This window comes from Streptomyces sp. NPDC052052 (genome assembly GCF_040680455.1).
In the GTDB taxonomy this organism is placed as follows: Bacteria; Actinomycetota; Actinomycetes; order Streptomycetales; family Streptomycetaceae; genus Streptomyces.
Window position 1 is genome coordinate 34,412 of sequence record NZ_JBFAWU010000019.1, and the last position, 22,440, is coordinate 56,851.

The following is a 22,440-nucleotide window of genomic DNA, read 5'->3' on the forward strand; positions in this document are numbered from 1 at the left end:
GACACCGCGCTCTGTACGAAAGCGCGGCACTCGGGGCGAAGACGACCGGCCTCAGCGGCCGGGGTGGCGCAGAGGCCGTACGGGGCTCAGCGGCCCTCGACCGGGACGAAGTCGCGCAGGACCTCGCCGGTGTAGATCTGGCGCGGGCGGCCGATGCGGGAACCCGGCTCCTTGATCATCTCGTGCCACTGGGCGATCCAGCCGGGGAGGCGGCCGAGCGCGAAGAGCACGGTGAACATCTCGGTCGGGAAGCCCATGGCCCGGTAGATCAGGCCCGTGTAGAAGTCCACGTTGGGGTAGAGGTTGCGCGCGATGAAGTACTCGTCGGAGAGCGCGTGCTCCTCCAGCTTCAGCGCGATGTCGAGCAGCTCGTCGGACTTGCCGAGCGCGGACAGCACGTCGTGGGCCGCAGCCTTGATGATCTTGGCGCGCGGGTCGAAGGACTTGTAGACGCGGTGTCCGAAGCCCATCAGCCGGACGCCGTCCTCCTTGTTCTTCACCTTGCGGATGAAGGAGTCGACATCGCCGCCGTTGGCCTGGATGCCCTCGAGCATCTCCAGCACCGACTGGTTGGCGCCACCGTGCAGGGGGCCCCACAGCGCCGAGATGCCGGCGGAGATCGAGGCGAACATGTTCGCCTGGGAGGAGCCGACCAGGCGCACGGTGGAGGTCGAGCAGTTCTGCTCGTGGTCCGCGTGCAGGATGAGCAGCTTGTCGAGCGCCGAGACGACGACCGGGTCCAGCTCGTACTCCTGGGCCGGGACCGAGAAGGTCATGCGCAGGAAGTTCTCGACGTACCCGAGGTCGTTGCGCGGGTAGACGAAGGGGTGGCCGATCGACTTCTTGTAGGCGTACGCGGCGATCGTCGGCAGCTTGGCCAGCAGGCGGATCGTCGAGAGGTGACGCTGCTCCTCGTCGAACGGGTTGTGGCTGTCCTGGTAGAACGTGGACAGCGCGCTGACGACCGAGGACAGCATCGCCATCGGGTGGGCGTCGCGCGGGAATCCGTCGAAGAACCGCTTGACGTCCTCGTGCAGCAGCGTGTGCTGGGTGATCTCGTTCTTGAAGGTCGACAGCTCGTCGGGCTTGGGGAGATCGCCGTTGATGAGCGTGTACGCGACCTCGAGGAAGGTCGAGCGCTCGGCGAGCTGCTCGATGGGGTAGCCGCGGTAGCGGAGAATGCCCTGCTCACCGTCGAGGTAGGTGATGGCGGATTTATAGGCTGCGGTGTTGCCGTATCCGCTGTCCAGCGTCACCAGACCGGTATTGGCCCTGAGCTTCCCGATGTCGAAGCCCTTGTCGCCGACGGTGCTGTCGATCACCGGGTAGGTGTACTCGCCGTCGCCGTACCGCAGTACTACAGAGTTGTCGCTCACGTCATCCCTCACCGACGTAGTGCCTCTTCTTCGAGGTTCCCTGACTGTCTCCACCCTCCCCCATTTGGCTCAGGAGAGTGCACTCGAGGTCGTCCATTGGACCTACTCGCGGCACTGAGTGCCGCGAACTTACTCATCCTGCCCCTTTGCCTCCGGTTCCGGAAGAGCCGCGTGACGTATCCCACCGTTTTGATCGATCATTTTTTCCGAGGATCCTCCGCCCGAGCCTCCCGACAACCGATAATCGAGCGCCGTACAGCGCCTGCCTGCGGAAACCGTGCGGACCGCCTGGCCGATCGCCTGCCGCGAGCCGACCAGCACGACGAGCTTCTTGGCTCGGGTCACGGCGGTGTAGAGAAGGTTCCGCTGGAGCATCATCCAGGCGCTCTTGGTGACGGGGATGACGACGGCCGGGTACTCACTGCCCTGGGAACGGTGGATCGTCATGGCGTACGCGTGGGCCAGCTCGTCCAGCTCGTCGAAGTCGTAATCGATCTCCTCGTCCTCGTCCGTGCGGACGGTCAGCTTCTGTTCGTCCAGGTCGAGGGCGGTGACGACGCCCACCGTGCCGTTGAAGACGCCGTTCTCACCCTTGTCGTAGTTGTTGCGGATCTGGGTTACTTTGTCGCCGACCCGGAAGACCCGGCCGCCGAACCGCTTCTCGGGAAGGTCCGGGCGGCCCGGGGTGATGGCCTGCTGGAGCAGGCCGTTGAGCGTGCCCGCACCGGCCGGTCCGCGGTGCATCGGGGCGAGAACCTGTACGTCGCGCCGCGCGTCCAGCCCGAACTTCGCCGGGATACGGCGCGCCGCGACGTCCACCGCGAGCACGCCCGCGTCCTCCGTCTCGTCCTCCACGAAGAGGAAGAAGTCCTTCAGACCCTGCGTGAGCGGCGGAATCCCGGAGTTGATCCGGTGCGCGTTGGTGACGACGCCGGACTGCTGGGCCTGGCGGAAGATCGTGGTCAGCCGGACCGCCGGAACGGGGCCGCCGTCCGCGAGGAGATCACGCAGCACCTCCCCCGCGCCGACCGACGGCAGCTGGTCGACGTCCCCGACGAGGAGCAGATGGGCACCGGGTGCCACGGCCTTCAGCAGCTTGTTGGCGAGGAGCAGATCCAGCATCGACGCCTCGTCGACGACGACGAGATCGGCGTCCAGCGGACGGTCCCGGTCGTATGCGGCGTCCCCGCCCGGCTTGAGCTCCAGCAGCCGGTGCACGGTGGACGCCTCGGCCCCCGTCAGCTCGGAGAGCCGCTTGGCCGCCCGCCCGGTGGGGGCGGCCAGCACCACCTTGGCCTTCTTGGCGCGGGCCAGTTCCACGATGGACCGTACGGTGAACGACTTCCCGCAGCCGGGGCCGCCGGTCAGGACGGCGACCTTCCGGCTCAGCGCGAGCCGGACCGCGGCCTCCTGCTCGGGTGCCAGATTCGCCCCGGTACGGATGGCGAGCCAGGCCAGTGCCTTGTCCCAGTCGACGTCCGCGAAGGCCGGCATCCGCTCCTCGGGCGTCCGCAGCAGCCGCTGCACCTGCGCGGCGAGCGCGACCTCGGCCCGATGGAACGGCACCAGGTAGATCGCCGTGACCATCTCGCCGCCCTCGGGCGACGGCACCTTCTCCCGTACGACGCCCTCGGGATCCTCGGCCAGTTCGGCGAGGCACTCGATGACCAGCCCGGTGTCGACCTGGAGGAGCTTCACCCCGTCGGCGATCAGCCGCTCCTCGGGAAGGAAGCAGTGGCCCTGGTCGGTGGACTGCGACAGGGCGTACTGGAGCCCGGCCTTCACCCGCTCCGGGCTGTCGTGCGGGATGCCGACGGCCTGGGCGATCTTGTCGGCGGTGAGGAAGCCGATGCCCCAGACGTCGGCGGCCAGCCGATAGGGCTGGTTCTTCACGACGGAGATCGACGCGTCCTCGTACTTCTTGTAGATACGGACGGCGATGGAGGTGGAGACACCGACACCTTGGAGGAAGACCATCACCTCCTTGATCGCCTTCTGCTCCTCCCAGGCCGCGGCGATCATCTTCGTCCGCTTCGGGCCGAGCCCCGGGACCTCGACCAGGCGCTTCGGCTCCTTCTCGATGATGTCGAGGGTGTCGACCCCGAAGTGCGTGGTGATCCGGTCCGCCATCACCGGCCCGATGCCCTTGATCAGGCCGGAGCCGAGGTAACGGCGGATGCCCTGGATGGTGGCGGGCAGCACGGTCGTGTAGTTCTCCACCATGAACTGCTTGCCGTACTGGGAGTGCGAGCTCCAGCGCCCCTCCATCCGCAGGGACTCGCCGACCTGGGCGCCGAGCAGCGAGCCGACCACGGTCAGCAGATCACCCGCGCCCCGGCCCGTGTCGACGCGGGCGACGGTGTACCCGTTCTCCTCGTTGGCGTAGGTGATGCGCTCCAGGACGCCTTCGAGCACGGCCATGTTGGACATGCTTCGACGGTACCGGGGAGGTACGACACCTCTTCTCGGGCCTGTGCGCCGAGGCCGTACACCGCAGCCGGGGCCGGTGCGGCCCGAGCCGGCCGGAAGGCCCTAGTGCTGCGGTGCCAGGGTGCGCAGGACGCAGAACTCGTTGCCCTCGGGGTCTGCCATGACGACCCAGCTCCGGCCAGGGCCCTGGCCCACATCCACTGTGGCGGCGCCGAGGCCCAGCAGCCTGGCCACCTCGTCCTCCGTGCTGCCGTCGATCGGGCTGACGTCCAGGTGGAGCCGGTTCTTCACCGTCTTGCCCTCGGGCACCCGGATGAACAGCAGGGTGGGCGGCATCTGTCGGGCCCGGACCTCCTCGACGGTCGGCACCCAGGAGCCGATCTCGACCTTGCCCTCGCTCCGGTCGATCACCGTGAAGCCCAGGACCTCGCACCAGAAGGCCGCGAGCCGCTCCGGATCGTGGCAGTCAACGGTCAACTCGGTGAACCTGCTTGTCATGATTCCCCCAGACATTGCGAACGAGCTCAGAGTAGGCCGCCCGTCCGACAGATTCGAGATCTTTCTGGCCGGGGAACTCCTGGACGGTGTCCGGCGCCCCGCCTCGCCGACTCACTGGTCCTCGACGTCCGGTTCCCCCGGCGCTCGTCTTCTCTGCCGACGACTGGTCCTCGTTCGTCGCCGCGATCAAGGACGGCCACCTCAACGACTGAGCCAGTCCCGCCGGAATCACTCTGCGCCCCTCAACCCGTAGACACAGACACCGGGTTGAGGGGCGCATTCGCGTACGGGCGGTCGAGCTCACCGTCACACCTCCTGCCCCTTGCCCGGTAGACCGACCACCCTTATTTTACTTGGGAGTAAGTTTACTTCCAAGTAAGGAGCTTGACTTGACCGCCTATCAGACCGTCATGGTCGGCACGGACGGCTCGGAGTCGTCGTTAGCAGCGGTCGACAGGGCGGCCCGGCTGGCCGCCGTCTGCGAGGCCGAACTCGTGATCGCCTGCGCGTACATGCCGATGCGCGGGCACGAACTCGCGCAGGCGCAGGACCAACTGGGCGCCGAGGCGTATCAGGTGGTGGGCTCGGCGCCCGCTGAGCACACCCTGCGTATCGCCACGGACCGGGCCCGCGCGCAGGGCGCGATGAAGGTGCGGTCGGTCGCGGTGGAGGACGAGCCGGTCGCCGCACTCGTACGGGTCGCGCGAGAGTGCTCGGCCGATCTCGTGGTCGTCGGGAACCGGGGCCTGCGCTCGCTGGCCGGGCGCATCCTCGGCTCCGTCCCCGCGGACATTGCCAGAAAGGCAGGGCTCGATGTTCTGATCGTGCACACCACATGAGTGCGGCAGACGCAGCGGAGGAACCAGTAGCCCCGTCCGGCGTCGAGGATCTGCGACGGATCATCGAGGAGGTACTGCTCGGCGGCGGCCGCATCTGGACGAAGCGGGACATCGCCGAACGGGCCGGGGTGGAGCCCGAGCGCACCGTTCAGATCTGGCATGCGCTCGGGTTTCCGGCGGTCGACGACGACGCGAAGGTCTTCACCGACGCCGATGTCGACGCGCTGCGCGCGGGTGAACGGCTCATCGAGGCGGGGCTCATCACCGAGGAGACCGAGACGCTGATGGCCCGCGCGCTGGGGCATCATCTGTCCCGGCTCGCCGAATGGCAGGTGCACACCCTCTGGTCCTGGGTGAATCGCGAATCGGGACTCCCTCTGGACGGCCGGGAGTTGATGGATCGCGCCGTGGAACTGCTGCCGGAGATGGAGCTGATGCAGAGGCATGTGTGGCGTCGGCATCTTGCGGCGTATGCCGGACGCGCGCTCGCCGAGGCGGAGGACCATGTCGTTGTCGGAGCGGGGCAGGGGCACGGCGGGCCCGGAGTTGTAGCGGTTGGCGGGCCGACGCTGCCTCGGGAGGGTGCCGACGTCCGTGACCTGGCGGTGGGGTTCACCGACATGGTCGGCTACACGCGAATGACCCGTGGACTGGACAACGGCGAACTCGTGCAGGTGCTCAACCGGTTCGAGGGCCTCACCGGTGATGTGGTCGCCGAAGGCCGGGGCCGGGTGGTGAAGACCATCGGCGACGAGGTGCTGTTCGTCTGCGAGTCGGCGTCCGCGGCTGCTGACATCGCCCTGGAGCTCACCGCCCGGGCCAGGGCGGAACAGAGCCTGCCGCGGGTGCGGACCGGGCTGGCCCATGGCGCCGTCCTCAGCCGCTTCGGAGACGTGTACGGGGCAACGGTGAACGTCGCGGCCCGGCTCACCGCGGTGGCCCGCCCCGGCACCGTGCTGGTGAACACCGCGCTGGCCGGTGAACTGGCCGGCCTGGCGGCATACGAACTCAAGGGACTCCGCCCGGTGTCGGTACGCGGATACAGCAGGCTGCGACCCGTGCTGCTGCGGTCGCATCGCACCCATGAGGCGGCTGCGAGGCGGTAGGCGTGCCGCCGGCAACCCGGGCCGGCAGGGTCCATGCGCCCACACAAAGCAAACGGGGTCCGGCCACAAGACCGGACCCCCTCGCTTTCCCCCGTTTCCCCCCGTCAGGGCTCCCCATTCCCCCCGGACCCCTCCCCGGAAGCACCCGACGCCAGATACGACCCGCCAGAACATGACAGGGTTGCATGTCTTGACGATCTCTTTACTTTTGTCGGTGAAAAGGCTCTCATCAGGCGTGTTCCGAGGCCCGGGACCGATACCCATCCAGCACATCCGATCCTCCGTCCGCCCGGCGCGTGCCCGCCAGGGACGTCAGCGCCACCCCGCCGACCAAGAGCGCCGCCGCGCACCACCGCAGCGGGCTCACCGACTCGTCCAGCAGCAGCGCGGCCGAGGACATCCCGAAGACCGGGACGAGCAGCGTGAACGGGGCCACCGACGAAGCCGGGTGATGCCGCAGCAGGAACCCCCAGGCCCCGAAGCCGAAGACGGTGGTGACCCAGGCGACGTAGGCGATGATCCCGGCACCGCTCCAGTCGAGCGCCGCCAGTGCGTCGGCGTCGCGGTCCCAGCCCTCGAAGAGGAGGGAGAGGCCGAGCAGCGGGAGCACAGGCACGGTCGAGACCCAGACCATGAAGTTGAGGGAGTCCGGTGGCGCCGCCTTGCGCGTCAGCACGTTGGACACGCCCCAGCAGGCCGCCGCCGCGATCACCAGACAGAAGGCGAGGACCGGACCGCCGGCGCCCTCGTCGACCGCGGCCACGGCGATGCCCACGAGGGCGATGAGCATCCCCAGCACCCTGGTCCTGCCGGGGCGTTCGCCCAGCGCGAGTGCCGCGAAGAGGGCCGTGAAGACCGCCTGGACCTGGAGCACGAGGGAGGAGAGGCCGGCCGGCATTCCGCGGTCCATGCCGATGAAGAGCAGTCCGAACTTCGCCACTCCGAGGGCGAGTCCGACCCCCACGATCCACTTCCACGCGACCTTGGGCCGGCCGACGAGGAAGACCGCGGGCAGCGCGGCGACCAGGAAGCGCAGGGCGGAGAAGAGCAGCGGTGGGAAGTGCCCGAGGCCGACCTCGATGACGACGAAATTGACGCCCCAGACGGCAGTCACCAGGACGGCCAGGGCGATGTGGGGAGGACGCATGCACCGAGGATCACCCGCTTCGACCATTTAGCACCAGCGCGGATTTCTTCATGGTGGAATTGAGCGTTGCTGATGAATCGTGAGGGGGTCAATCCATCGGAAGGCCCTGTTCCAGGGAGGTTCCGATGCTCGATCTGTCCCGACTGCGCGCGCTGCACGCCGTCTCCGTCCACGGCTCCGTCGCGGCGGCCGCCGCCGCGCTCGGCTACACCCCGTCGGCGGTCTCGCAGCAGATCAGCAAGCTGGAGCGGGAGACCGGTACGACGCTCCTCGAACGTCGCGGGCGAGGTGTCGCGTTGACCGAGGAGGCGCTTCATCTGGCCGATACGGCCGAGCAGTTGCTGGCGCTCGTGGAGCGCGCCGAGACGGTGCTGGAGGAGCGCAGAGGACTGCCGACGGGGCGGCTCTCGATCGGCGCGTTCGCCTCCGCGGCGCGCGGGCTGCTGCCCGACGTGCTGGCCGGGCTGAACCGGGACCATCCCGCCCTGGACGTCCGGCTGACCGAGGTCGATCCGCATATCTCGGTCGACCTGGTGGCCAAGGGGGTGATCGACCTGGCGGTCGCGCACGACTGGGACATCGCCCCGCTGCCCGCCCCGGAGGGCGTGGCACAGGCGGTGATCGGTGACGACCGGTGCGATCTTCTGGTGCCCGAGGGCCACCGGCTCGCCGGGCGGAAGGCGGTGCGACGCGAGGAGTTGGCGAAGGAACGGTGGATCTGCCAGCCGCCGGGGACGGTCTGCCACGACTGGCTCGTACGGACGCTGCGCGCGGCGGGCTACGCGCCGGACATCCGCCATCAGGCGGAGGAGAACCACACCCAACTGGCCTTGCTCGCCGCCGGTCTCGGGGTGGCGTTGATCCCACGGCTGGGGCGGGGGCCACTGCCGGCGGGCGTGGTGGCGGTGCGGCTCGATCCCGTACCGGTGCGCCGGTTGTACGCACTGTGGCGCACGGAGGCGGCCCGGCGCCCCGCGATCACGGCGGCGGTGTCGGCGCTCCAGGCCCACGGGGCCACGGTGGGGCTGGAGCAGGGGCTGCCCGGATTCGACCGCGCCCGCTCCGACACCGGGAGGGCTCAAAACGGTCCGAACACTTGACCGGAAGTTATTTTCTGGATATCCGTGATCCCTGGAAGTTTCTTTCACGCTCTTCTTCCACCATCACCTCGTCCCTGAGTACGGCCGAAGGAGCTCACGTGCACCACCGCCCCTCCAGACGCACCCTCCTCACTGCTACCGCCGCAACCGCCGCAGTCGCTGTCACAGGTGGAGTTCTCGCCCCTGGTGCCGTCGCCGCGCCGACGTCCGCGAGCGGCGGAAGCTACGGCTCAGCCGCCACCACCGCACGCCTCAAGCGGCTCATCTCCCGGATGAGCCTGGAGGAGAAGGTCGGGCAGCTCTTCGTGATGCGGGTGTACGGGCACTCCGCCACCGAGCCCGACCAGGCCGACATCGACGCCAACCTCTCCGAGATCGGGGTCCGTACGGCGGCCGAGCTGATCGCCAAGTACCACGTCGGCGGGATCATCTACTTCGCCTGGGCGCACAACACCCGTGACCCGCACCAGATCGCCGACCTCTCCAACGGCATCCAGAGCGCGGGTCTCGCCGGCCCGACCCCGCTGCCGGTCCTCATCGCCACCGACCAGGAGCACGGCATCGTCTGCCGCGTCGGCGAGCCCGCCACCCTGATGCCGGGCGCGATGGCGCTGGGCGCGGGCGGTTCCCGGTCCGACGCCCGCCGGGCGGGGCAGATCGCGGGCGCCGAGCTGGCCGCGATCGGCATCAAGCAGAACTACGCCCCGGACGCCGACGTCAACGTCAACCCGGCCAACCCGGTGATCGGCGTACGCTCCTTCGGCTCCGACCCGCAGTCCGTGGCCGGGATGGTCGCCGCGCAGGTGAAGGGCTATCAGCGCGGCGGAGTAGCCGCCACGTCCAAGCACTTCCCGGGCCACGGCGACACCAGCACCGACAGCCACACCGGCCTCCCGGTCATCAACCACACCCGGGAGCAGTGGGCAGAGCTGGACGCGCCGCCGTTCCGGGCCGCGATCGCGGCGGGCATCGACTCGATCATGACCGCGCACATCGTGGTCCCGGCGCTGGACCCGTCCGAGGACCCGGCGACGCTGTCCCGTCCGATCCTCACCGGCATCCTGCGCGAGGAGCTCGGCTACGACGGTGTCGTGGTGACCGACTCGCTCGGCATGGAGGGCGTCCGCACCAAGTACGGCGACGAGCGGGTCCCGGTTCTCGCGCTCCAGGCCGGCGTCGACCAGCTGCTCAACCCGCCGAACCTCGCCGTCTCCTGGAACGCCGTTCTGGAGGCCGTGAAGAGCGGCGAGCTCAGCGAGGCCAGGATCGAGGAATCGATCCTGCGCATCCTGCGGCTGAAGACGAAGCTCGGGCTGTTCGACGACCCGTTCGTCACCCACGAGGGTGTGGACCGTACCGTCGGGACGAAGCCGCACCTCGAGGCCGCCGACCGGATCGCCGAGCGCACCACCACCCTGCTCGCCAACGAGGGCGCGGTGCTGCCGCTCTCCCGCCTCTCCCACAAGAACCTCCTCGTGGTCGGCGCCGATCCGGCCTCCCCGTCCGGCACCACCGGCCCGCCGACCACCACGCTGGCGACCGCTTTCGGTGAACTCGGCTACGCGGCAACGGCGCTGTCCACCGGAACCGCCCCCTCGAAGGCGAAGATCGACGAGGCGGTGGCGGCCGCGCAGGGCAAGGACGCGGTGATCGTGGGGACGTACAACGTCTCGGCGACCAGCTCGCAGCGCACCCTCGTGAGCGCCCTCGCGGCGACCGGCATCCCGGTGATCACGGTCGCGATCCGCAACCCGTACGACATCGCCCGGCTGGAGGGGACCGGATATGCGGCGAACCTGGCCACGTACTCCTGGACCGATGTCGAACTGCGGGCCGCCGCCCGCGTGATCGCGGGACGCGCCGAACCGAGGGGCAAGCTGCCGGTGCCGGTGCAGCGCGCGGACGATCCGACGCAGGTGCTGCACCCGGTCGGTTACGGGCTGACGTACTAGAGATCCGGTAACCCGGGAAGGGGCTGTGCGGCCGAGCCGCACAGCCCCTTCCCTCTGTCCGAGGTGCGGCTACGGCCGCAGCCTGCGCTCGTTCTTCACGTCCTGCTTGTCGAGCCGGGCGTCGAACTTCGCGAGCGCCTTCGCCTTCGTCGGGTCCTCCTGCACGGCGGCCGGGGCCACGCCCGCCCAGCGCAGGATGGCGGCGGTGGCCGTCGCCTTGTCGTCCGCGTCGAGCCCAGCCACCTTGGAGCCGTGGTTGCCGCCCGCCACGGTCATGACGTAGCTGTCACGGGCGCCCGCCCCGAGCCGGAAGCGCTCGGCGCCCCACGGGTCGTTCTCCCCGTACACGTACAGCATCTGATGGGCGTTCTGCTTCACCCAGGTGTCGACGTCGCGCATCGCCGACGGCTGGAACTTCATCGGGATGGAGCGCGGCACGAAGGTGCGCGGCGGCTGGTACCCGTACCGGCTCAGATTGCCGAGCCAGGGCTGCTTGATGTCCGGCGAACCGAGCTGGGTGCCCGCCTGGTAGTAGTACGGGGTGTACCGCTCCAGGCCCTGGTCGGCGTAGGCGGAGAAGCCGGAGATCTCGTCGATCGAGTCCCATATCGCCTGGTCGGTCGCGTGGGTGGCATCGGCCGGGATGGTGTCGCAGTCGGACAGCAGGCTGTACTGCCAGAACGCCCAGACGTAGTCCATCACCACGGCTTCGTACGCCTTGTCGAGCGAGCCGACGGTGTCGAAGGTGTAGCCGTTCTCGGCGGCGTACTCCTGGTACTGCTTCTCCAGCGGCTCGCGGCGTATCAGTGCTTCGCGCTGCACACCGTTCAGCCTGTCCCGGCACTCCTGGGTGCCGACGTTCTCGAAGAAGCGGTCGTACGCCGAGTCCTCCTTGTTGACCACGTCGTTGGGCGCGACGTACGCGACGACGCCGTCCATGTCCCGCGGGTAGAAGCGCTCGAAGTACGTGGCGGTCATGCCGCCCTTGGAGCCGCCGGTGGCCAGCCAGTTCTCGGTGTAGATCTGCTTCAGCGCGGTGAACACCCGGTGCTGGTCGCTGGCGGCCTGCCAGATGTCGAGCTTGGACCAGTCGGCGGGCTCCGGGCGGGACGGCGTGAAGAACCGGTACTCCAGGGAGACCTGGTTGCCGTCGACGATCTGGGTCGGCTCGGAGCGGCTGGGGTTCGTGGAGACGTTGTAGCCGCTGGTGTAGAAGACCGTCGGGCGGGACGTGTCCTTGTGCAGCAAGGTGATGCGCTGCTGGAAGGTGCCCTGGGACGGGTGCCGGTGATCGATCGGCTGGGTGTACTCGAGGACGAAGTAGCGGTAACCCGCGTACGGCTTCTCCTCGATGAGGCTCATCCCCGGGATGGCCAGGATGCGGTCCTTGATGTCCGTGCTCGTGCCGCTGTCGACAGCGCTTTGAAGGGCTGTCGGTTCCGCGGTGGTGGCCGCCTCGGCCGAGGCGCCCGTCGCGCTCACCACACCGGTGAGCATCGCGAGCGACAGCACCCCTCTGAACACCTTGCGCATGCACCCTCCCCTTGACTCGTGGAACGTGGCTTGATTCACAACAGATTTCGTGAACCTAGCGGGGAGACACCCCGGCCGCCAGCCCCTGTCGGCAACCGCCGCCGTCAGCAGAGAACCCAGCCCGTGGAGGCGGAACGCCCCGAGATCGTGGCCGAGGCCCGGACGCACCGGTTCAGCGCATGGACCGTCACGGGGCCGGCCCGACGGGTGTACCGGCCGCTGTCGACGACCGGACTGCCGCCGCGGGCCTGGATCGTCACGGACATCCTGCGGCGCGGGCCCGGGTGCTTCGCGACCGCGACCGCGCAGGCGTAGGAGCGGCTCCGGAAGAGACGCAGTTCACCGGTCCTGAACGGGACCGTCTTCCCGGGGCGCCCGGCGCAGGGGGTCGCGGCATCGGCGCTGTTCGCCGTGGTGCCGCCGAGCACCAGACCGGCAGCGGCCACCAGCGGCAGAACGATCAGACGCGCAAGCATCCGATACGCCCGGCCGCCCCGGTCGATCACTCCGGCCTTTCCGGTCCCTCTGATCACCCGCAGCCCCCTCACCCGATCGAACACGCACGCCACCCATCGCCACCTCCCCGTACATGCGTACGACGCAGGAGGCCATCCGGAGGTTGCACCCGGCGTGCTCCGGCTCACGGGCCATCAGTTCGCCACACCATGACCCCACCAGGACAGAACCGCACGAAAGGCAGGAACTGCCATGCCCCGACTCCGTCACGCACAGCGCCCCCGAGGCCTGCGCGCCGTCGGCCGGACCCTGCTCGCCACCACGGTGCTGACCGCTCTCGCCGCGGTCCCGGCCGCCGCGGCGGCCACCCGGGCGCCGGCGATCGTCCCTGCGGCTGCGACAGGCCATGCCGTCGGCGTCCCGGCCCACCAGCGGGTCGCCCACTTCTACGGGGCCTACGTCGACGCCGTCACCGCCCGGGGCGGCGGCGGGCTCGCCACCGCCCTGAGGACCTTCTATCTGACGCCCCACCTGCGCACCCAGCTCGACGCCTGGGAGCGGCGGAACCACGCGGACGGGGTGCTCCGCGCCCAGAACACCCCGCTCGCCTTCCGGGTCACCCCGGGCGACAGCGGCGCCGGCCACACCTGGTCGAAGGTGCGGCTCACCTGGAGCAACGGCAAGCACCCCAGGTACACCTACCTGACCGTGCAGTCGGACCTGCGGACCGGCCGGATCTCCGGCATCAGCGGGTGAACCGACTGAACCGGCCGGACCGGTGGCCCCGGGCTCACACCCCCGCGGGCTCGTCCTCCCCTATGAAGGTCCGCCACAGCACCGCGTAGTGCCCGTCCCGGGCCAGGAGTTCGTCGTGCGTGCCGTCCTCGACGACCCGGCCGTGGTCCATCACCACGACCCGGTCGGCGCGGGCGGCGGTGGTCAGCCGGTGGGCCACGACCAGGGTGGTGCGGCGCCCGGTGAGACGGTCGGTCGCCTGGTTGACCAGGGCCTCGCTGGCCAGGTCGAGGGAGGCGGTCGCCTCGTCGAGCAACAGGACGTCCGGGTCGACGAGTTCGGCGCGGGCCAGGGCGATCAGCTGGCGCTGACCGGCCGAGAGGTTGCGGCCCCGCTCGGCGACCTCGTGCAGATAGCCGCCGTCCAGGGTGGCGATCATGTCGTGGGCGCCGACGGCCCGCGCCGCCGCCTCCACCTCGGCGTCGGTGGCCCCGGGCCGCCCGTACGCGATGGCGTCGCGGACCGTGCCGGCGAAGAGGTACGCCTCCTGCGGCACGACTCCGAGCCGGTGCCGGTAAGCCGTGAGGTCGAGGTGGCGCAGATCGGTGCCGTCCGCCGTGACCCGGCCGCCCGTCGGGTCGTAGAACCGGGCGACGAGCTTGACGAGGGTGGACTTCCCGGCGCCGGTCTCACCGACGAACGCCACCGTCTGCCCGGCCGGGATGCGCAGGTCGACGCCGGTGAGTGCTTCCTCTGCCGCCTCGGCTTCCTCTGCCTCGTCTGCGGAGCCGGAACTGGTGCCGGTGCCTGTGCCTGTGCCTGTGCCGTAGGAGAAGGTGACGTCCTCGAAGGCGATCTCGCCGCGCAGCGACAGCACGTCCACCGGTTCGTCCGGGGCGTCGGTGGAGGTCGGCTCCCGCAGGAGTTCCTGGATGCGCCCCAGGGAGACGGTGGCCTGCTGGTAGCCGTCGAAGACCTGGGAGAGCTGCTGCACCGGGGCGAAGAACAGATCGATGTAGAGGAGGTACGCGACCAGGGCACCGGCGGTGAGCGTGCCGTGGTCGACCCGGCCCGCACCGACGATCAGGACGGCGGCCGCGGCCACCGAGGACAGCAGCTGGACGAACGGGAAGTAGACCGAGATCAGCCACTGACCGCGGACCCGGGCCGTGCGGTAGTGGTCGCTGCGCTCCGCGAACCGGTGCGCCCCGTCGTGCTCGCGGCGGAACGCCTGCACGATCCGCAGCCCGGACACGGACTCCTGGAGGTCGGCATTGACGGCACTGATGCGTTCCCGGGCCAGTTCGTACGCCTTGACGCTCTCGCGGCGGAAGAAGACCGTGCCGATGACCAGCACCGGCAGCGTCGCGAAGACGACCAGAGCCAGCTGTACGTCCAGGACCAGCAGCACGGCCATGATGCCGAAGAAGGTGACGACGGAGACGAAGGCCGTGACCAGACCGGTCTGCAGGAACGTCGACAACGCGTCCACGTCCGTCGTCATCCGGGTCATGATCCGACCGGTCAGCTCGCGTTCGTAGTAGTCCAGACCAAGCCGCTGGAGCTGCGCGAAGATCTTGAGCCGCAGTGAGTACAGCACCCGCTCGCCGGTCCGGCCCGTCATCCGGGTCTCGCCGATCTGCGCCGCCCACTGCACCAGCACGACCAGCAGGGCCAGTGCGGACGCTGCCCAGACGGCACCGAGTGCGAGCTGGGTGACACCCTGGTCGATGCCGTGCCGGATCAGGATGGGCAGCAGCAGCCCACCGCCCGCGTCCACCGCCACCAGGGCCAGGCTCACCAGCAGCGGCAGCCCGAAGCCGCGCAGCAGCCTGCGCAGCCCGTACGACTCCTCGGCACGGACGGCCCGCGCCTCGTCGATGTCCGGTGTGTCGGTGGCCGGCGGCAGCGCCTCGACCTGGGCGAGGAGTTCGGGTGTCGCGGGCATGCCCGCAGCCCCGGTGTCGCGCGGCTCCTCCTTGCGGATCCACAGGCGGGGACTGATGCCTCGCTCGGCGTCGAACTCGGCGTCGAGTTCTTCCTGGAGCGCACGGTCGTCCTCGGGCGTGGGGTCCGTCGCGTGGCTGGGCCCCTGGTGTCCGGGCGAGGTGCCGCCCAGCTCGTCCGGGTCGGTGAGCAGTCGGCGGTAGAGCGCGCACCGGCGCTCCAGTTCCTCGTGCGTGCCGATGTCGGCGAGCCTGCCGTCCTCCAGGACGGCGATCCGGTCGGCCAGGCCGAGGGTGGAGCGGCGGTGGGCGATCAGGAGGGTCGTCCGCCCGGCCATCACCTGGCGCAGCGCCTCGTGGATCTCGTGCTCGACGCGGGCGTCGACGGCGGAGGTGGCGTCGTCGAGGAGGAGCAGCCGGGGATCGGTGAGGATGGCGCGGGCGAGAGCGACACGCTGACGCTGGCCGCCGGAGAGGGTGAGGCCGTGCTCGCCGACCTTGGTGTCGTAGCCGTCGGGCAGCTGGGCGATGAACCGGTCGGCCTGGGCGGCCCGAGCGGCTTCCTCGATCTGTTCCTGGGTGGCGTCGGGGTGCCCGTACGCGATGTTGGCGCGGACGGTGTCGGAGAACAGGAAGCTGTCCTCCGGTACGAGGCCGATGGCGGCGCGCAGGGACCGCTGGGTGAGTTCGCGGACGTCGTGACCGCCGACCAGGACGGCGCCGTGGGACACGTCGTAGAAGCGGGGCAGCAGCAGGGAGACGGTGGACTTCCCGCTGCCGGAGGCGCCGACGACGGCGACGGTCTCACCGGGCTCGATGGTCAGCGAGAACCCGTCGAGGACGGGGCGGTCCTCGGTGTAGCCGAACCGTACGTCGTCGAACTCCACGCTCGCGGGGGCGTCGGCCGGGAGTTCCTTGGTGCCGTCTGTCATGGACGGCTCGGTGTCGATCAGTTCGAGTACCCGCTCGACGCCGGCCCGGGCCTGCTGTCCGACGGTCAGGACCATGGCGAGCATGCGGACCGGGCCGACGAGCTGTGCGAGGTAGGTGGAGAACGCGACGAAGGTACCGAGGGTGATCTCGCCCCGGGTGGCGAGCCAGCCGCCGAGGGCCAGCATCGCGACCTGGCCGAGCGCGGGGACGGCCTGGAGGGCGGGGGTGTAGCGGGCGTTCAGCCGGATCGTCCGCAGCCGTCCGGCGAAGAGCCTGCGCCCGACCTCGCGGAGCTTGCCGGTCTCCTGCTCCTCCTGCCCGAACCCCTTGACGACCCGGACCCCGGAGACGGCCCCGTCGACGACCCCGGCGACGGCGGCGGCCTGGCCCTGGGCGTACCAGGTGGCGGGGAAGAGACGGGCCCGCGAGCGGCGGGCGATGAACCAGAGGGCGGGGGCGACGGCGATCGCGACCAGGGTGAGCAGCGGCGAGAGCCACGCCATGACCACCAGGGAGACGAGGAAGAGCAGGATGTTCCCGATGGTCATCGGGAGCATGAACAGCAGGCCCTGGATCAGCTGGAGGTCACTGGTGGCGCGCCCGACGACCTGCCCGGTGGACAGCTCGTCCTGCCGCTTCCCGTCGAGGCGGGTGATCGTCCCGTACATGTCGGTCCGCAGGTCGTGCTGGACGTCGAGGGCGAGCCGGCCGCCGTAGTAGCGGCGGATGTAGGTGGACACGTACACCAGCAGGGCGGCGACGACGAGCAGCCCGGTCCAGCCGGCGAGGGACCGCGTGCGATCGCCGACGACGTCGTCGATGATCACCTTCGTGATCAGCGGGACGAGGGCCGTCACCGCCATCCCGGCGAGCGAGGACCCGAGCGCCAGCAGCACATTGCGCCGATAGCGCCAGGCGTAGCCGCCCAGCCGACGGGCCCAGCCCGGGGCCTGCGCCGCGCCCCGTGTCTCCCCTGCTTCCGTCACCGGTGCCTCCTGTTCGACCTGGACCGCCGCAAGGCACCAACGCGACGGGCGGCGGATTTCATCCCGCCGTCACAGAAGACCGGTCCTTGGTCGGAGGCGTGTGCGACGTCCTGCCTACGACCGGTGTACGTACGGTGTTCCCGGGCCTGGCGGACCGGGTAGGGATGCCCGCGATCGCGGAAGCGGCTCCCCCGCTCGAACGGGGCTCCGCCGACGGACACGGGGAGGGACCATGCCGGACGACCTGCCTACCGACGCGCATATCTGCGGGCAGCTGTACGCGGCCCTGGAGGTGCTGCAGCGGCTGGGTGACATCGGGTTCCGCGCGCTGGGACGCGAGGAGTCGCGGCAGCGGGCGGCGAAGCGGCCCCGTACGGAGATGACCGTGCCGCTGCACACGGCCGGCAAGTCCCTGTACTGGGCACGGCTGCGGGGCAGGGGTGCCGCGGCGGGCGCGGTCTTCCGGCAGATCCCGGACCTGATGCCCTCGACCCGGGATCTGCCGGCCTCGCTGTCCGAGGAGCAGCAGAAGCAGTTCCTCCAGGGCCGGCAGGCGCAGCTGGACGTCATCGAGAAACTCGTGCGGGAGGCCGGCGGGCGCTGATCCGCCCGGCCCCCGACTACCGCGGGCGCTGCTCCGCCCGTGTCCCCGGCTGCCGGGGACACGGGCGGGCCGGACTCACTTGGTGCGGGCCGCGGCGATCTGACGGGTCATGATCGTCGTCAGTTCGTACGCCGTGTGGGAGGCGGCGACGGAGGTGATCTCGGCGTGGTCGTACGCGGGGGCGACCTCGACCAGGTCGGCGGAGACCAGGTTGCAGGAGGACAGGCCGCGGATGATCTCCAGGAGTTCGCGGGAGGTCAGGCCGCCGGCCTCGGGGGTGCCGGTGCCGGGGGCGTGCGCCGGGTCCAGGACGTCGATGTCGACGGAGATGTACAGCGGACGGTCACCGATCCGCTGACGCAGCTGGTCGGCGACCTCGTCGGCACCGCGGCGCATGACGTCGGCCGAGGTGACGATGCCGAAGCCCATCTTCGCGTCGTCGTCCAGGTCCTGCTTGCCGTACAGCGGGCCGCGGGTGCCGACGTGGGAGAGCGCGGAGGTGTCGAGGATGCCCTCCTCGACGGCCCGGCGGAACGGGGTGCCGTGGGTGTACTCGGCGCCGAAGTAGGTGTCCCAGGTGTCGAGGTGGGCGTCGAAGTGGAGCAGGGCGACCGGGCCGTGCTTCTTCGCGACCGCACGCAGCAGCGGCAGCGCGATGGTGTGGTCGCCGCCGAGCGTCATCAGCCGGGCACCAGTACCGAGGAGGTCGCCGGCGGAGGCCTCGATCGTCTCGACGGCCTCGTTGATGTTGAACGGGTTGGCGGCGATGTCGCCGGCGTCGGCGACCTGTGCGAGGGCGAACGGCGAGGCGTCCTGCGCCGGGTTGTACGGGCGCAGCAGGCGCGAGGCCTCCCGGATCGCGTTGCCGCCGAAGCGGGCACCGGGGCGATAGGAGACACCCGTGTCGAAGGGCACGCCGACGACGGCGACATCGGCGGTGCCGACCTCGTCGAGGCGGGGCAGCCGGGCGAACGTCGCGGGCCCGGCGAACCGCGGTACGCGGGAGGAGTCGACGGGACCGCGCGGCGTTTCGTTACTGCTCATGGCGGGTGCCTTTCTTGTTGCGGTGCGGATGACACGGGTCCGGTCCTGTCGCTGTGCGGGTGACACAGGTCCGGTCGGATGCGCACGTTGCCTATCAGGACGACGGTAGGTGGCCCACAGGCGAGGCTGAAGTGTACGTTTCATCCATAATCGGAGCCTTCGATGGATGGAGCGTCCATGCCGGAAGCCAGGGCCGGGCACACTCCGGCACCCAGCGGCAGCTCATCGCCTCCTGCCGGCCCGTCCGGCCCGTCCAGTCCGTCCTCCCCAACCACTCCCCCCACTCCACCCATCCCGCTCGGCGAGCTGCTCGCCCGGGAGGAACTGGGACTGCGCCGGATCGCGGGTCCGGCCGAGGCCGAGCTGCTCTGGGTGCACACCTCGGAGATGGCCGACCCGTACCCGTATCTGCTCGGCGGCGAGCTGCTGCTGAGCGCCGGGGTGCTGCTCAAGGACCCGGACGCGTATGTGGCCCGGCTGGTGGAGGCGGGTGCGGCGGCGCTCGGCTTCGGGGTGACGCCGGTGTTCGACACGGTGCCGCAGGCCCTGGTCGAGGCGTGCGACCGGCACGGGCTGCCGCTGCTGGAGGTGCCGCCCCAGACCCCGTTCACGGCGATCGCCCGCGCGGTGTGGCGGCTGATGGCCGAGGCCCGGCACCGTGAGCTGCGCCGGGTGACCCGGGCCCAGCAGGCCCTGGCCACGGCGGCGGCCCGGCCCGACCCGGTTCCCGCGGTGCTGCACCAGTTGGCGGCCCAGCTGGGAGGCCGGGCGGTGCTGCTCTCCGCGGACGGCGAGGAGCTGCACGCGGCGGGTCGCCGTCCGGACCCCGATGTCGATGCGGCGCTGGCCCGGCTCGCCCGGGTGGTCTCCTCGGTGACGCGCCCTGCCCCGACGTCCGCCACCGACGCGGTGCGGGACGCGCACCTGTCCGCGTACGCGCTGGGCGGCGGCCAGGGCCTGGTGCTTGCGCTGGCGGCGGCCCGGCGCGCGGCGGGCGACCACACCGTCGCCGGGGTCGCGGTCGTCCTGCTCTCCCTGCTGGCCACCCCGCACCAGGGCGCCGACGCGGCGGGCCGGTCCGCCGCCCTGGTACGGATGCTGCTGGGCGCGGGCCCTCAGGATGTGGCCCCGCTGCTCGGCGGCGCCGAGGAGTGGACGGTGGTGCACGCGCGCCGCAGCGGCGGCGGCCCGCTCGATCCGCTGACCGTCGGCGCGCTGGGCACCGCCCTGGGCTCCGCACTGATCGACGCGGGCCGCGCCGGGGGGCCCGTCAGGGTGCTGGTCCCCGGGGGCGATCCGGTCACCCCGCAGGCCGGCTGGACGCTCGGCGCCTCCACCCCGGCACCCCTCGCCGCCCTGGACCTCGCCGACGGCCAGGCAGCCCGCGCCCTGGGTCGCGCCGTCGCCACCCGCGCCCCGCTCGCCCGCCACTGCGCCGGCACCCGCGGGCTGGCCGGCCTGATCCCGCCCGACCAGGCCGAGGCGCACGCCCGCGCCCTCCTCGCCCCGTTGACCGAGACCCTGGCCGAGACCCTGCGCTGCTGGCTGAGCCTGCATGGCAGCTGGGACCGCACGGCAACCGCCCTCCAGGTCCACCGCAACACGGTCCGCCAGCGCATCGCCCGCTGCGCGGCGCTGCTGGACGCGGACCTGGACGACATGGATGTACGGACGGAGCTGTGGTTCGCGCTGCGGCAGCAGTGAGCGACGCCCATCCGTGACGGCGGACACCCGGCGGGGCGGGCAGCCGACGTCGGTGTGTACGCCGGTGCACGCCGACGCACCCCGGGCCGCCGCACACGCTTCGGGCGCCCCTCCTCCCGCCCTGGCTTCTGCCGTAACAGCCCTGCCACGCTGAATGTCACCAAGCGTGCACGATCCATCACCGAGAGGAATGAAAGGGCTCCCTCATGCATCGCATCGCCGCACTCGCCGCCACCTCGCTCGCCCTGACCCTGGGGCTCGGCGCCGGCCCCGCCGCCGGGGCCGCCGAGAACGCCGCCGCGAGGAGTGCCACCCAGCTCTCCACCACCGAGAACGCCCGCGCCTCCTACAACTGCACCCCCGGGTACTTCTGCATCTACAGCGACTGGAACGGGGGCGGGACCCGTTGCCAGTGGTCGGACTCGAGGCGGGCGAACACCGCCGACAACTGTTCCTTCATCCAGCGGGGCCAGAACGTCCGCTCCGTGTGGAACTCGACCAAGCACCGCGTGCAGTACTACACGCAGACCAACTACCACGCCCGGGTCGGATCCACCCCCGCCGGAGGCGGCGGCAACCTTCAGGGGAACTACCAGATCCGCTCCTTCAAGCCCCAGTGACCCAGGCCCCGCCGAGCCGCGCCCGTTGACCCATGCCCCCGCACGGGGACATGGCGGGAGCCCTCCCCGCTGCCGCCGGGGAGGGCTCCCGTGCGCCCACGCACCCGCGATCACGGCCCCGCGCCGACATGTCACGCATCACCCTGGACAGCCTCGGTGACCGCCGGGTAACTTTTGACCAGAACTGAGCAAGCGCTTAGACAGCCTGGCCGTAGTTCACCCGCACACCCGCCCGCTGCTGACCAAGGAGGCACCCCCGTGCGCCGTACGGTATTCAACGAGGACCACGAGGCGTTCCGGGAGACCATCCGCGCCTTCATCGAAGCCGAGGTCGTCCCCGTCTACGACGAGTGGTTCGCGGCGGGCCAGGTGCCCCGCGACTTCTACTACAAGCTCGCCGAGCTGGGCATATTCGGCATCGAGGTGCCGGAGGAGTACGGCGGCGCCGGCATCGAGTCCTTCAAGTTCGAGGCGATCATCTCCGAGGAGTGCGCCCGCGCAGGCGTCACCTTCGGCGGCTCCGGTGTGCATGTCCTGCTCTGCCTGCCGTACATCAAGGCGTACGCCACCGAGGAGCAGAAGAAGCGCTGGCTGCCGGACTTCGTGAGCGGCCGGACGATGTACGCCATCGCCATGACCGAGCCGGGCACCGGTTCGGACCTGGCCGGCATGAAGACCACCGCCAAGCTCTCCGAGGACGGCACGCACTACGTCCTCAACGGCGCCAAGACGTTCATCACCGGCGGCGTCCACGCCGACCGGGTCATCGTCTGCGCCCGCACGGACGCGCCCAGGGCGGACGACCGGCGGCACGGCATCTCCCTCCTCGTCGTCGACACCACGTCCGAGGGCTACTCGGTCGGCCGCAAGCTCGACAAGCTGGGCCTGCGTACCTCCGACACCGCCGAGCTGGCCTTCGTCGACGTCAAGGTGCCGGTGGAGGACCTCCTCGGCGAGGAGAACAAGGGCTTCTCCTACCTCGGCCAGAACCTGCCGCAGGAACGTCTCGGCATCGCCGTCGGCGCCTACGCCCAGGCCAAGGCGGCCATCCGGTTCACCCAGAGCTATGTGCAGGAGCGCACCGTCTTCGGCAAGCCCGTCGCGTCCTTCCAGAACTCCAAGTTCGAGCTGGCCGCCTGCCAGGCCGAGGTGGACGCGGCCGAGGCCGTCTGCGACCGCGCCATCGAGGCCCACGACGCCGGTGAACTGACCGCCGCCGAGGCCGCCTCCGCGAAGCTGTTCTGCACCGAGGTCGCCCACCGCGTCATCGACCGCTGCCTCCAGCTGCACGGCGGCTACGGCTACATGAACGAGTACCCGATCGCCCGCCTCTACGCCGACAACCGGGTCAACCGCATCTACGGCGGCACCAGCGAGGTGATGAAGTCGATCATCGCCAAGTCCATGGGCCTGTAGGAACGGCTACGTTCT

At 70.4% G+C, this 22,440-nt stretch carries 17 protein-coding genes; 9 read left to right on the forward strand and 8 right to left on the reverse strand.

Annotated elements, in window-relative coordinates:
• Positions 1–86 precede the first annotated feature (86 nt).
• From AB0L71_RS22580 to AB0L71_RS22590, 3 genes are all read right to left on the reverse strand, one after another.
• Entirely contained in the window at positions 87–1,376 is a 1,290-nt protein-coding gene (locus AB0L71_RS22580; protein WP_365245809.1) for a citrate synthase, read from the reverse strand.
• A 129-nt stretch (positions 1,377–1,505) separates the two neighbouring features.
• Positions 1,506–3,806, reverse strand: a complete 2,301-nt coding sequence (locus AB0L71_RS22585) for an ATP-dependent RecD-like DNA helicase (RefSeq protein WP_365245812.1) — start codon at positions 3,804–3,806, stop codon at positions 1,506–1,508.
• A 102-nt stretch (positions 3,807–3,908) separates the two neighbouring features.
• Positions 3,909–4,304, reverse strand: a complete 396-nt coding sequence (locus tag AB0L71_RS22590; protein ID WP_365245815.1) for a VOC family protein — start codon at positions 4,302–4,304, stop codon at positions 3,909–3,911.
• A gap of 389 nt (positions 4,305–4,693) precedes the next feature.
• Here AB0L71_RS22590 and AB0L71_RS22595 point away from each other — a divergent pair, with 389 nt between their 5' ends.
• Both AB0L71_RS22595 and AB0L71_RS22600 read left to right on the forward strand, forming a co-directional pair.
• Complete coding sequence (locus AB0L71_RS22595; protein ID WP_365245818.1) at positions 4,694–5,143, forward strand: universal stress protein; 450 nt, start codon at positions 4,694–4,696, stop codon at positions 5,141–5,143.
• Entirely contained in the window at positions 5,140–6,249 is a 1,110-nt protein-coding gene (locus AB0L71_RS22600; protein ID WP_365245821.1) for an adenylate/guanylate cyclase domain-containing protein, read from the forward strand. Before AB0L71_RS22595 ends, AB0L71_RS22600 begins: the two co-directional genes overlap by 4 nt.
• A 229-nt stretch (positions 6,250–6,478) precedes the next feature.
• On the opposite strand, the gene AB0L71_RS22605 is transcribed toward AB0L71_RS22600, so the two are convergent.
• Positions 6,479–7,396: an EamA family transporter gene (locus AB0L71_RS22605; protein ID WP_365245823.1), complete on the reverse strand. Its 918-nt coding sequence runs from the start codon at positions 7,394–7,396 to the stop codon at positions 6,479–6,481.
• Positions 7,397–7,521: 125 nt separating this feature from the next.
• Here AB0L71_RS22605 and AB0L71_RS22610 point away from each other — a divergent pair, with 125 nt between their 5' ends.
• Both AB0L71_RS22610 and AB0L71_RS22615 read left to right on the forward strand, forming a co-directional pair.
• On the forward strand, positions 7,522–8,496 hold the full coding sequence (locus AB0L71_RS22610; RefSeq protein ID WP_365245826.1) for a LysR substrate-binding domain-containing protein: 975 nt from the start codon (positions 7,522–7,524) through the stop codon (positions 8,494–8,496).
• A gap of 98 nt (positions 8,497–8,594) precedes the next feature.
• Positions 8,595–10,448, forward strand: coding sequence for a glycoside hydrolase family 3 protein (locus AB0L71_RS22615; protein WP_365245829.1), 1,854 nt, complete (start codon positions 8,595–8,597; stop codon positions 10,446–10,448).
• A 69-nt stretch (positions 10,449–10,517) separates the two neighbouring features.
• Here AB0L71_RS22615 and AB0L71_RS22620 read toward each other — a convergent pair whose 3' ends face one another.
• Entirely contained in the window at positions 10,518–11,981 is a 1,464-nt protein-coding gene (locus AB0L71_RS22620; protein WP_365245831.1) for a S28 family serine protease, read from the reverse strand.
• A gap of 104 nt (positions 11,982–12,085) precedes the next feature.
• Positions 12,086–12,457 carry a hypothetical protein gene (locus AB0L71_RS22625; RefSeq protein ID WP_365246074.1) on the reverse strand — a complete coding sequence of 124 codons (372 nt, stop codon included), beginning with the start codon at positions 12,455–12,457 and terminating at the stop codon, positions 12,086–12,088.
• Between the two features lie 232 nt (positions 12,458–12,689).
• On the opposite strand from AB0L71_RS22625, the gene AB0L71_RS22630 reads away from it, so the two are divergent.
• Positions 12,690–13,193, forward strand: coding sequence for a hypothetical protein (locus tag AB0L71_RS22630; protein ID WP_365245834.1), 504 nt, complete (start codon positions 12,690–12,692; stop codon positions 13,191–13,193).
• Positions 13,194–13,227: 34 nt separating this feature from the next.
• Here AB0L71_RS22630 and AB0L71_RS22635 read toward each other — a convergent pair whose 3' ends face one another.
• Complete coding sequence (locus tag AB0L71_RS22635) at positions 13,228–17,037, reverse strand: ABC transporter ATP-binding protein (protein ID WP_365245837.1); 3,810 nt, start codon at positions 17,035–17,037, stop codon at positions 13,228–13,230.
• A gap of 232 nt (positions 17,038–17,269) precedes the next feature.
• On the opposite strand from AB0L71_RS22635, the gene AB0L71_RS22640 reads away from it, so the two are divergent.
• Positions 17,270–17,641: a hypothetical protein gene (locus AB0L71_RS22640; RefSeq protein ID WP_365245840.1), complete on the forward strand. Its 372-nt coding sequence runs from the start codon at positions 17,270–17,272 to the stop codon at positions 17,639–17,641.
• Between the two features lie 75 nt (positions 17,642–17,716).
• Here AB0L71_RS22640 and speB read toward each other — a convergent pair whose 3' ends face one another.
• Positions 17,717–18,685: an agmatinase gene (gene speB, locus AB0L71_RS22645; protein ID WP_365245843.1), complete on the reverse strand. Its 969-nt coding sequence runs from the start codon at positions 18,683–18,685 to the stop codon at positions 17,717–17,719.
• Between the two features lie 177 nt (positions 18,686–18,862).
• Here speB and AB0L71_RS22650 point away from each other — a divergent pair, with 177 nt between their 5' ends.
• From AB0L71_RS22650 to AB0L71_RS22660, 3 genes are all read left to right on the forward strand, one after another.
• Positions 18,863–20,389, forward strand: a complete 1,527-nt coding sequence (locus AB0L71_RS22650) for a PucR family transcriptional regulator (protein ID WP_365245846.1) — start codon at positions 18,863–18,865, stop codon at positions 20,387–20,389.
• A 206-nt stretch (positions 20,390–20,595) separates the two neighbouring features.
• On the forward strand, positions 20,596–21,009 hold the full coding sequence (locus AB0L71_RS22655) for a peptidase inhibitor family I36 protein (RefSeq protein ID WP_365245849.1): 414 nt from the start codon (positions 20,596–20,598) through the stop codon (positions 21,007–21,009).
• A 258-nt stretch (positions 21,010–21,267) separates the two neighbouring features.
• A complete protein-coding gene (locus AB0L71_RS22660; protein ID WP_365245852.1) occupies positions 21,268–22,425 on the forward strand; it encodes an acyl-CoA dehydrogenase family protein in 1,158 nt (385 codons plus the stop codon).
• Positions 22,426–22,440: the final 15 nt, after the last annotated feature.

Excerpts from the sequence above, each read along its gene's own strand:
- AB0L71_RS22630 (WP_365245834.1), top strand. The coding sequence starts at position 12,690 with ATGCCCCGACTCCGTCACGCACAGCGCCCCCGAGGCCTGCGCGCCGTC.
- AB0L71_RS22585 (WP_365245812.1), bottom strand. The coding sequence starts at position 3,806 with ATGTCCAACATGGCCGTGCTCGAAGGCGTCCTGGAGCGCATCACCTAC.
- AB0L71_RS22610 (WP_365245826.1), top strand. The coding sequence starts at position 7,522 with ATGCTCGATCTGTCCCGACTGCGCGCGCTGCACGCCGTCTCCGTCCAC.
- AB0L71_RS22655 (WP_365245849.1), top strand. The coding sequence starts at position 20,596 with ATGCATCGCATCGCCGCACTCGCCGCCACCTCGCTCGCCCTGACCCTG.
- AB0L71_RS22620 (WP_365245831.1), bottom strand. The coding sequence starts at position 11,981 with ATGCGCAAGGTGTTCAGAGGGGTGCTGTCGCTCGCGATGCTCACCGGT.
- AB0L71_RS22640 (WP_365245840.1), top strand. The coding sequence starts at position 17,270 with ATGCCGGACGACCTGCCTACCGACGCGCATATCTGCGGGCAGCTGTAC.
- AB0L71_RS22650 (WP_365245846.1), top strand. The coding sequence starts at position 18,863 with ATGCCGGAAGCCAGGGCCGGGCACACTCCGGCACCCAGCGGCAGCTCA.
- AB0L71_RS22625 (WP_365246074.1), bottom strand. The coding sequence starts at position 12,457 with ATGCTTGCGCGTCTGATCGTTCTGCCGCTGGTGGCCGCTGCCGGTCTG.
- AB0L71_RS22605 (WP_365245823.1), bottom strand. The coding sequence starts at position 7,396 with ATGCGTCCTCCCCACATCGCCCTGGCCGTCCTGGTGACTGCCGTCTGG.
- AB0L71_RS22600 (WP_365245821.1), top strand. The coding sequence starts at position 5,140 with ATGAGTGCGGCAGACGCAGCGGAGGAACCAGTAGCCCCGTCCGGCGTC.
- AB0L71_RS22590 (WP_365245815.1), bottom strand. The coding sequence starts at position 4,304 with ATGACAAGCAGGTTCACCGAGTTGACCGTTGACTGCCACGATCCGGAG.
- speB (WP_365245843.1), bottom strand. The coding sequence starts at position 18,685 with ATGAGCAGTAACGAAACGCCGCGCGGTCCCGTCGACTCCTCCCGCGTA.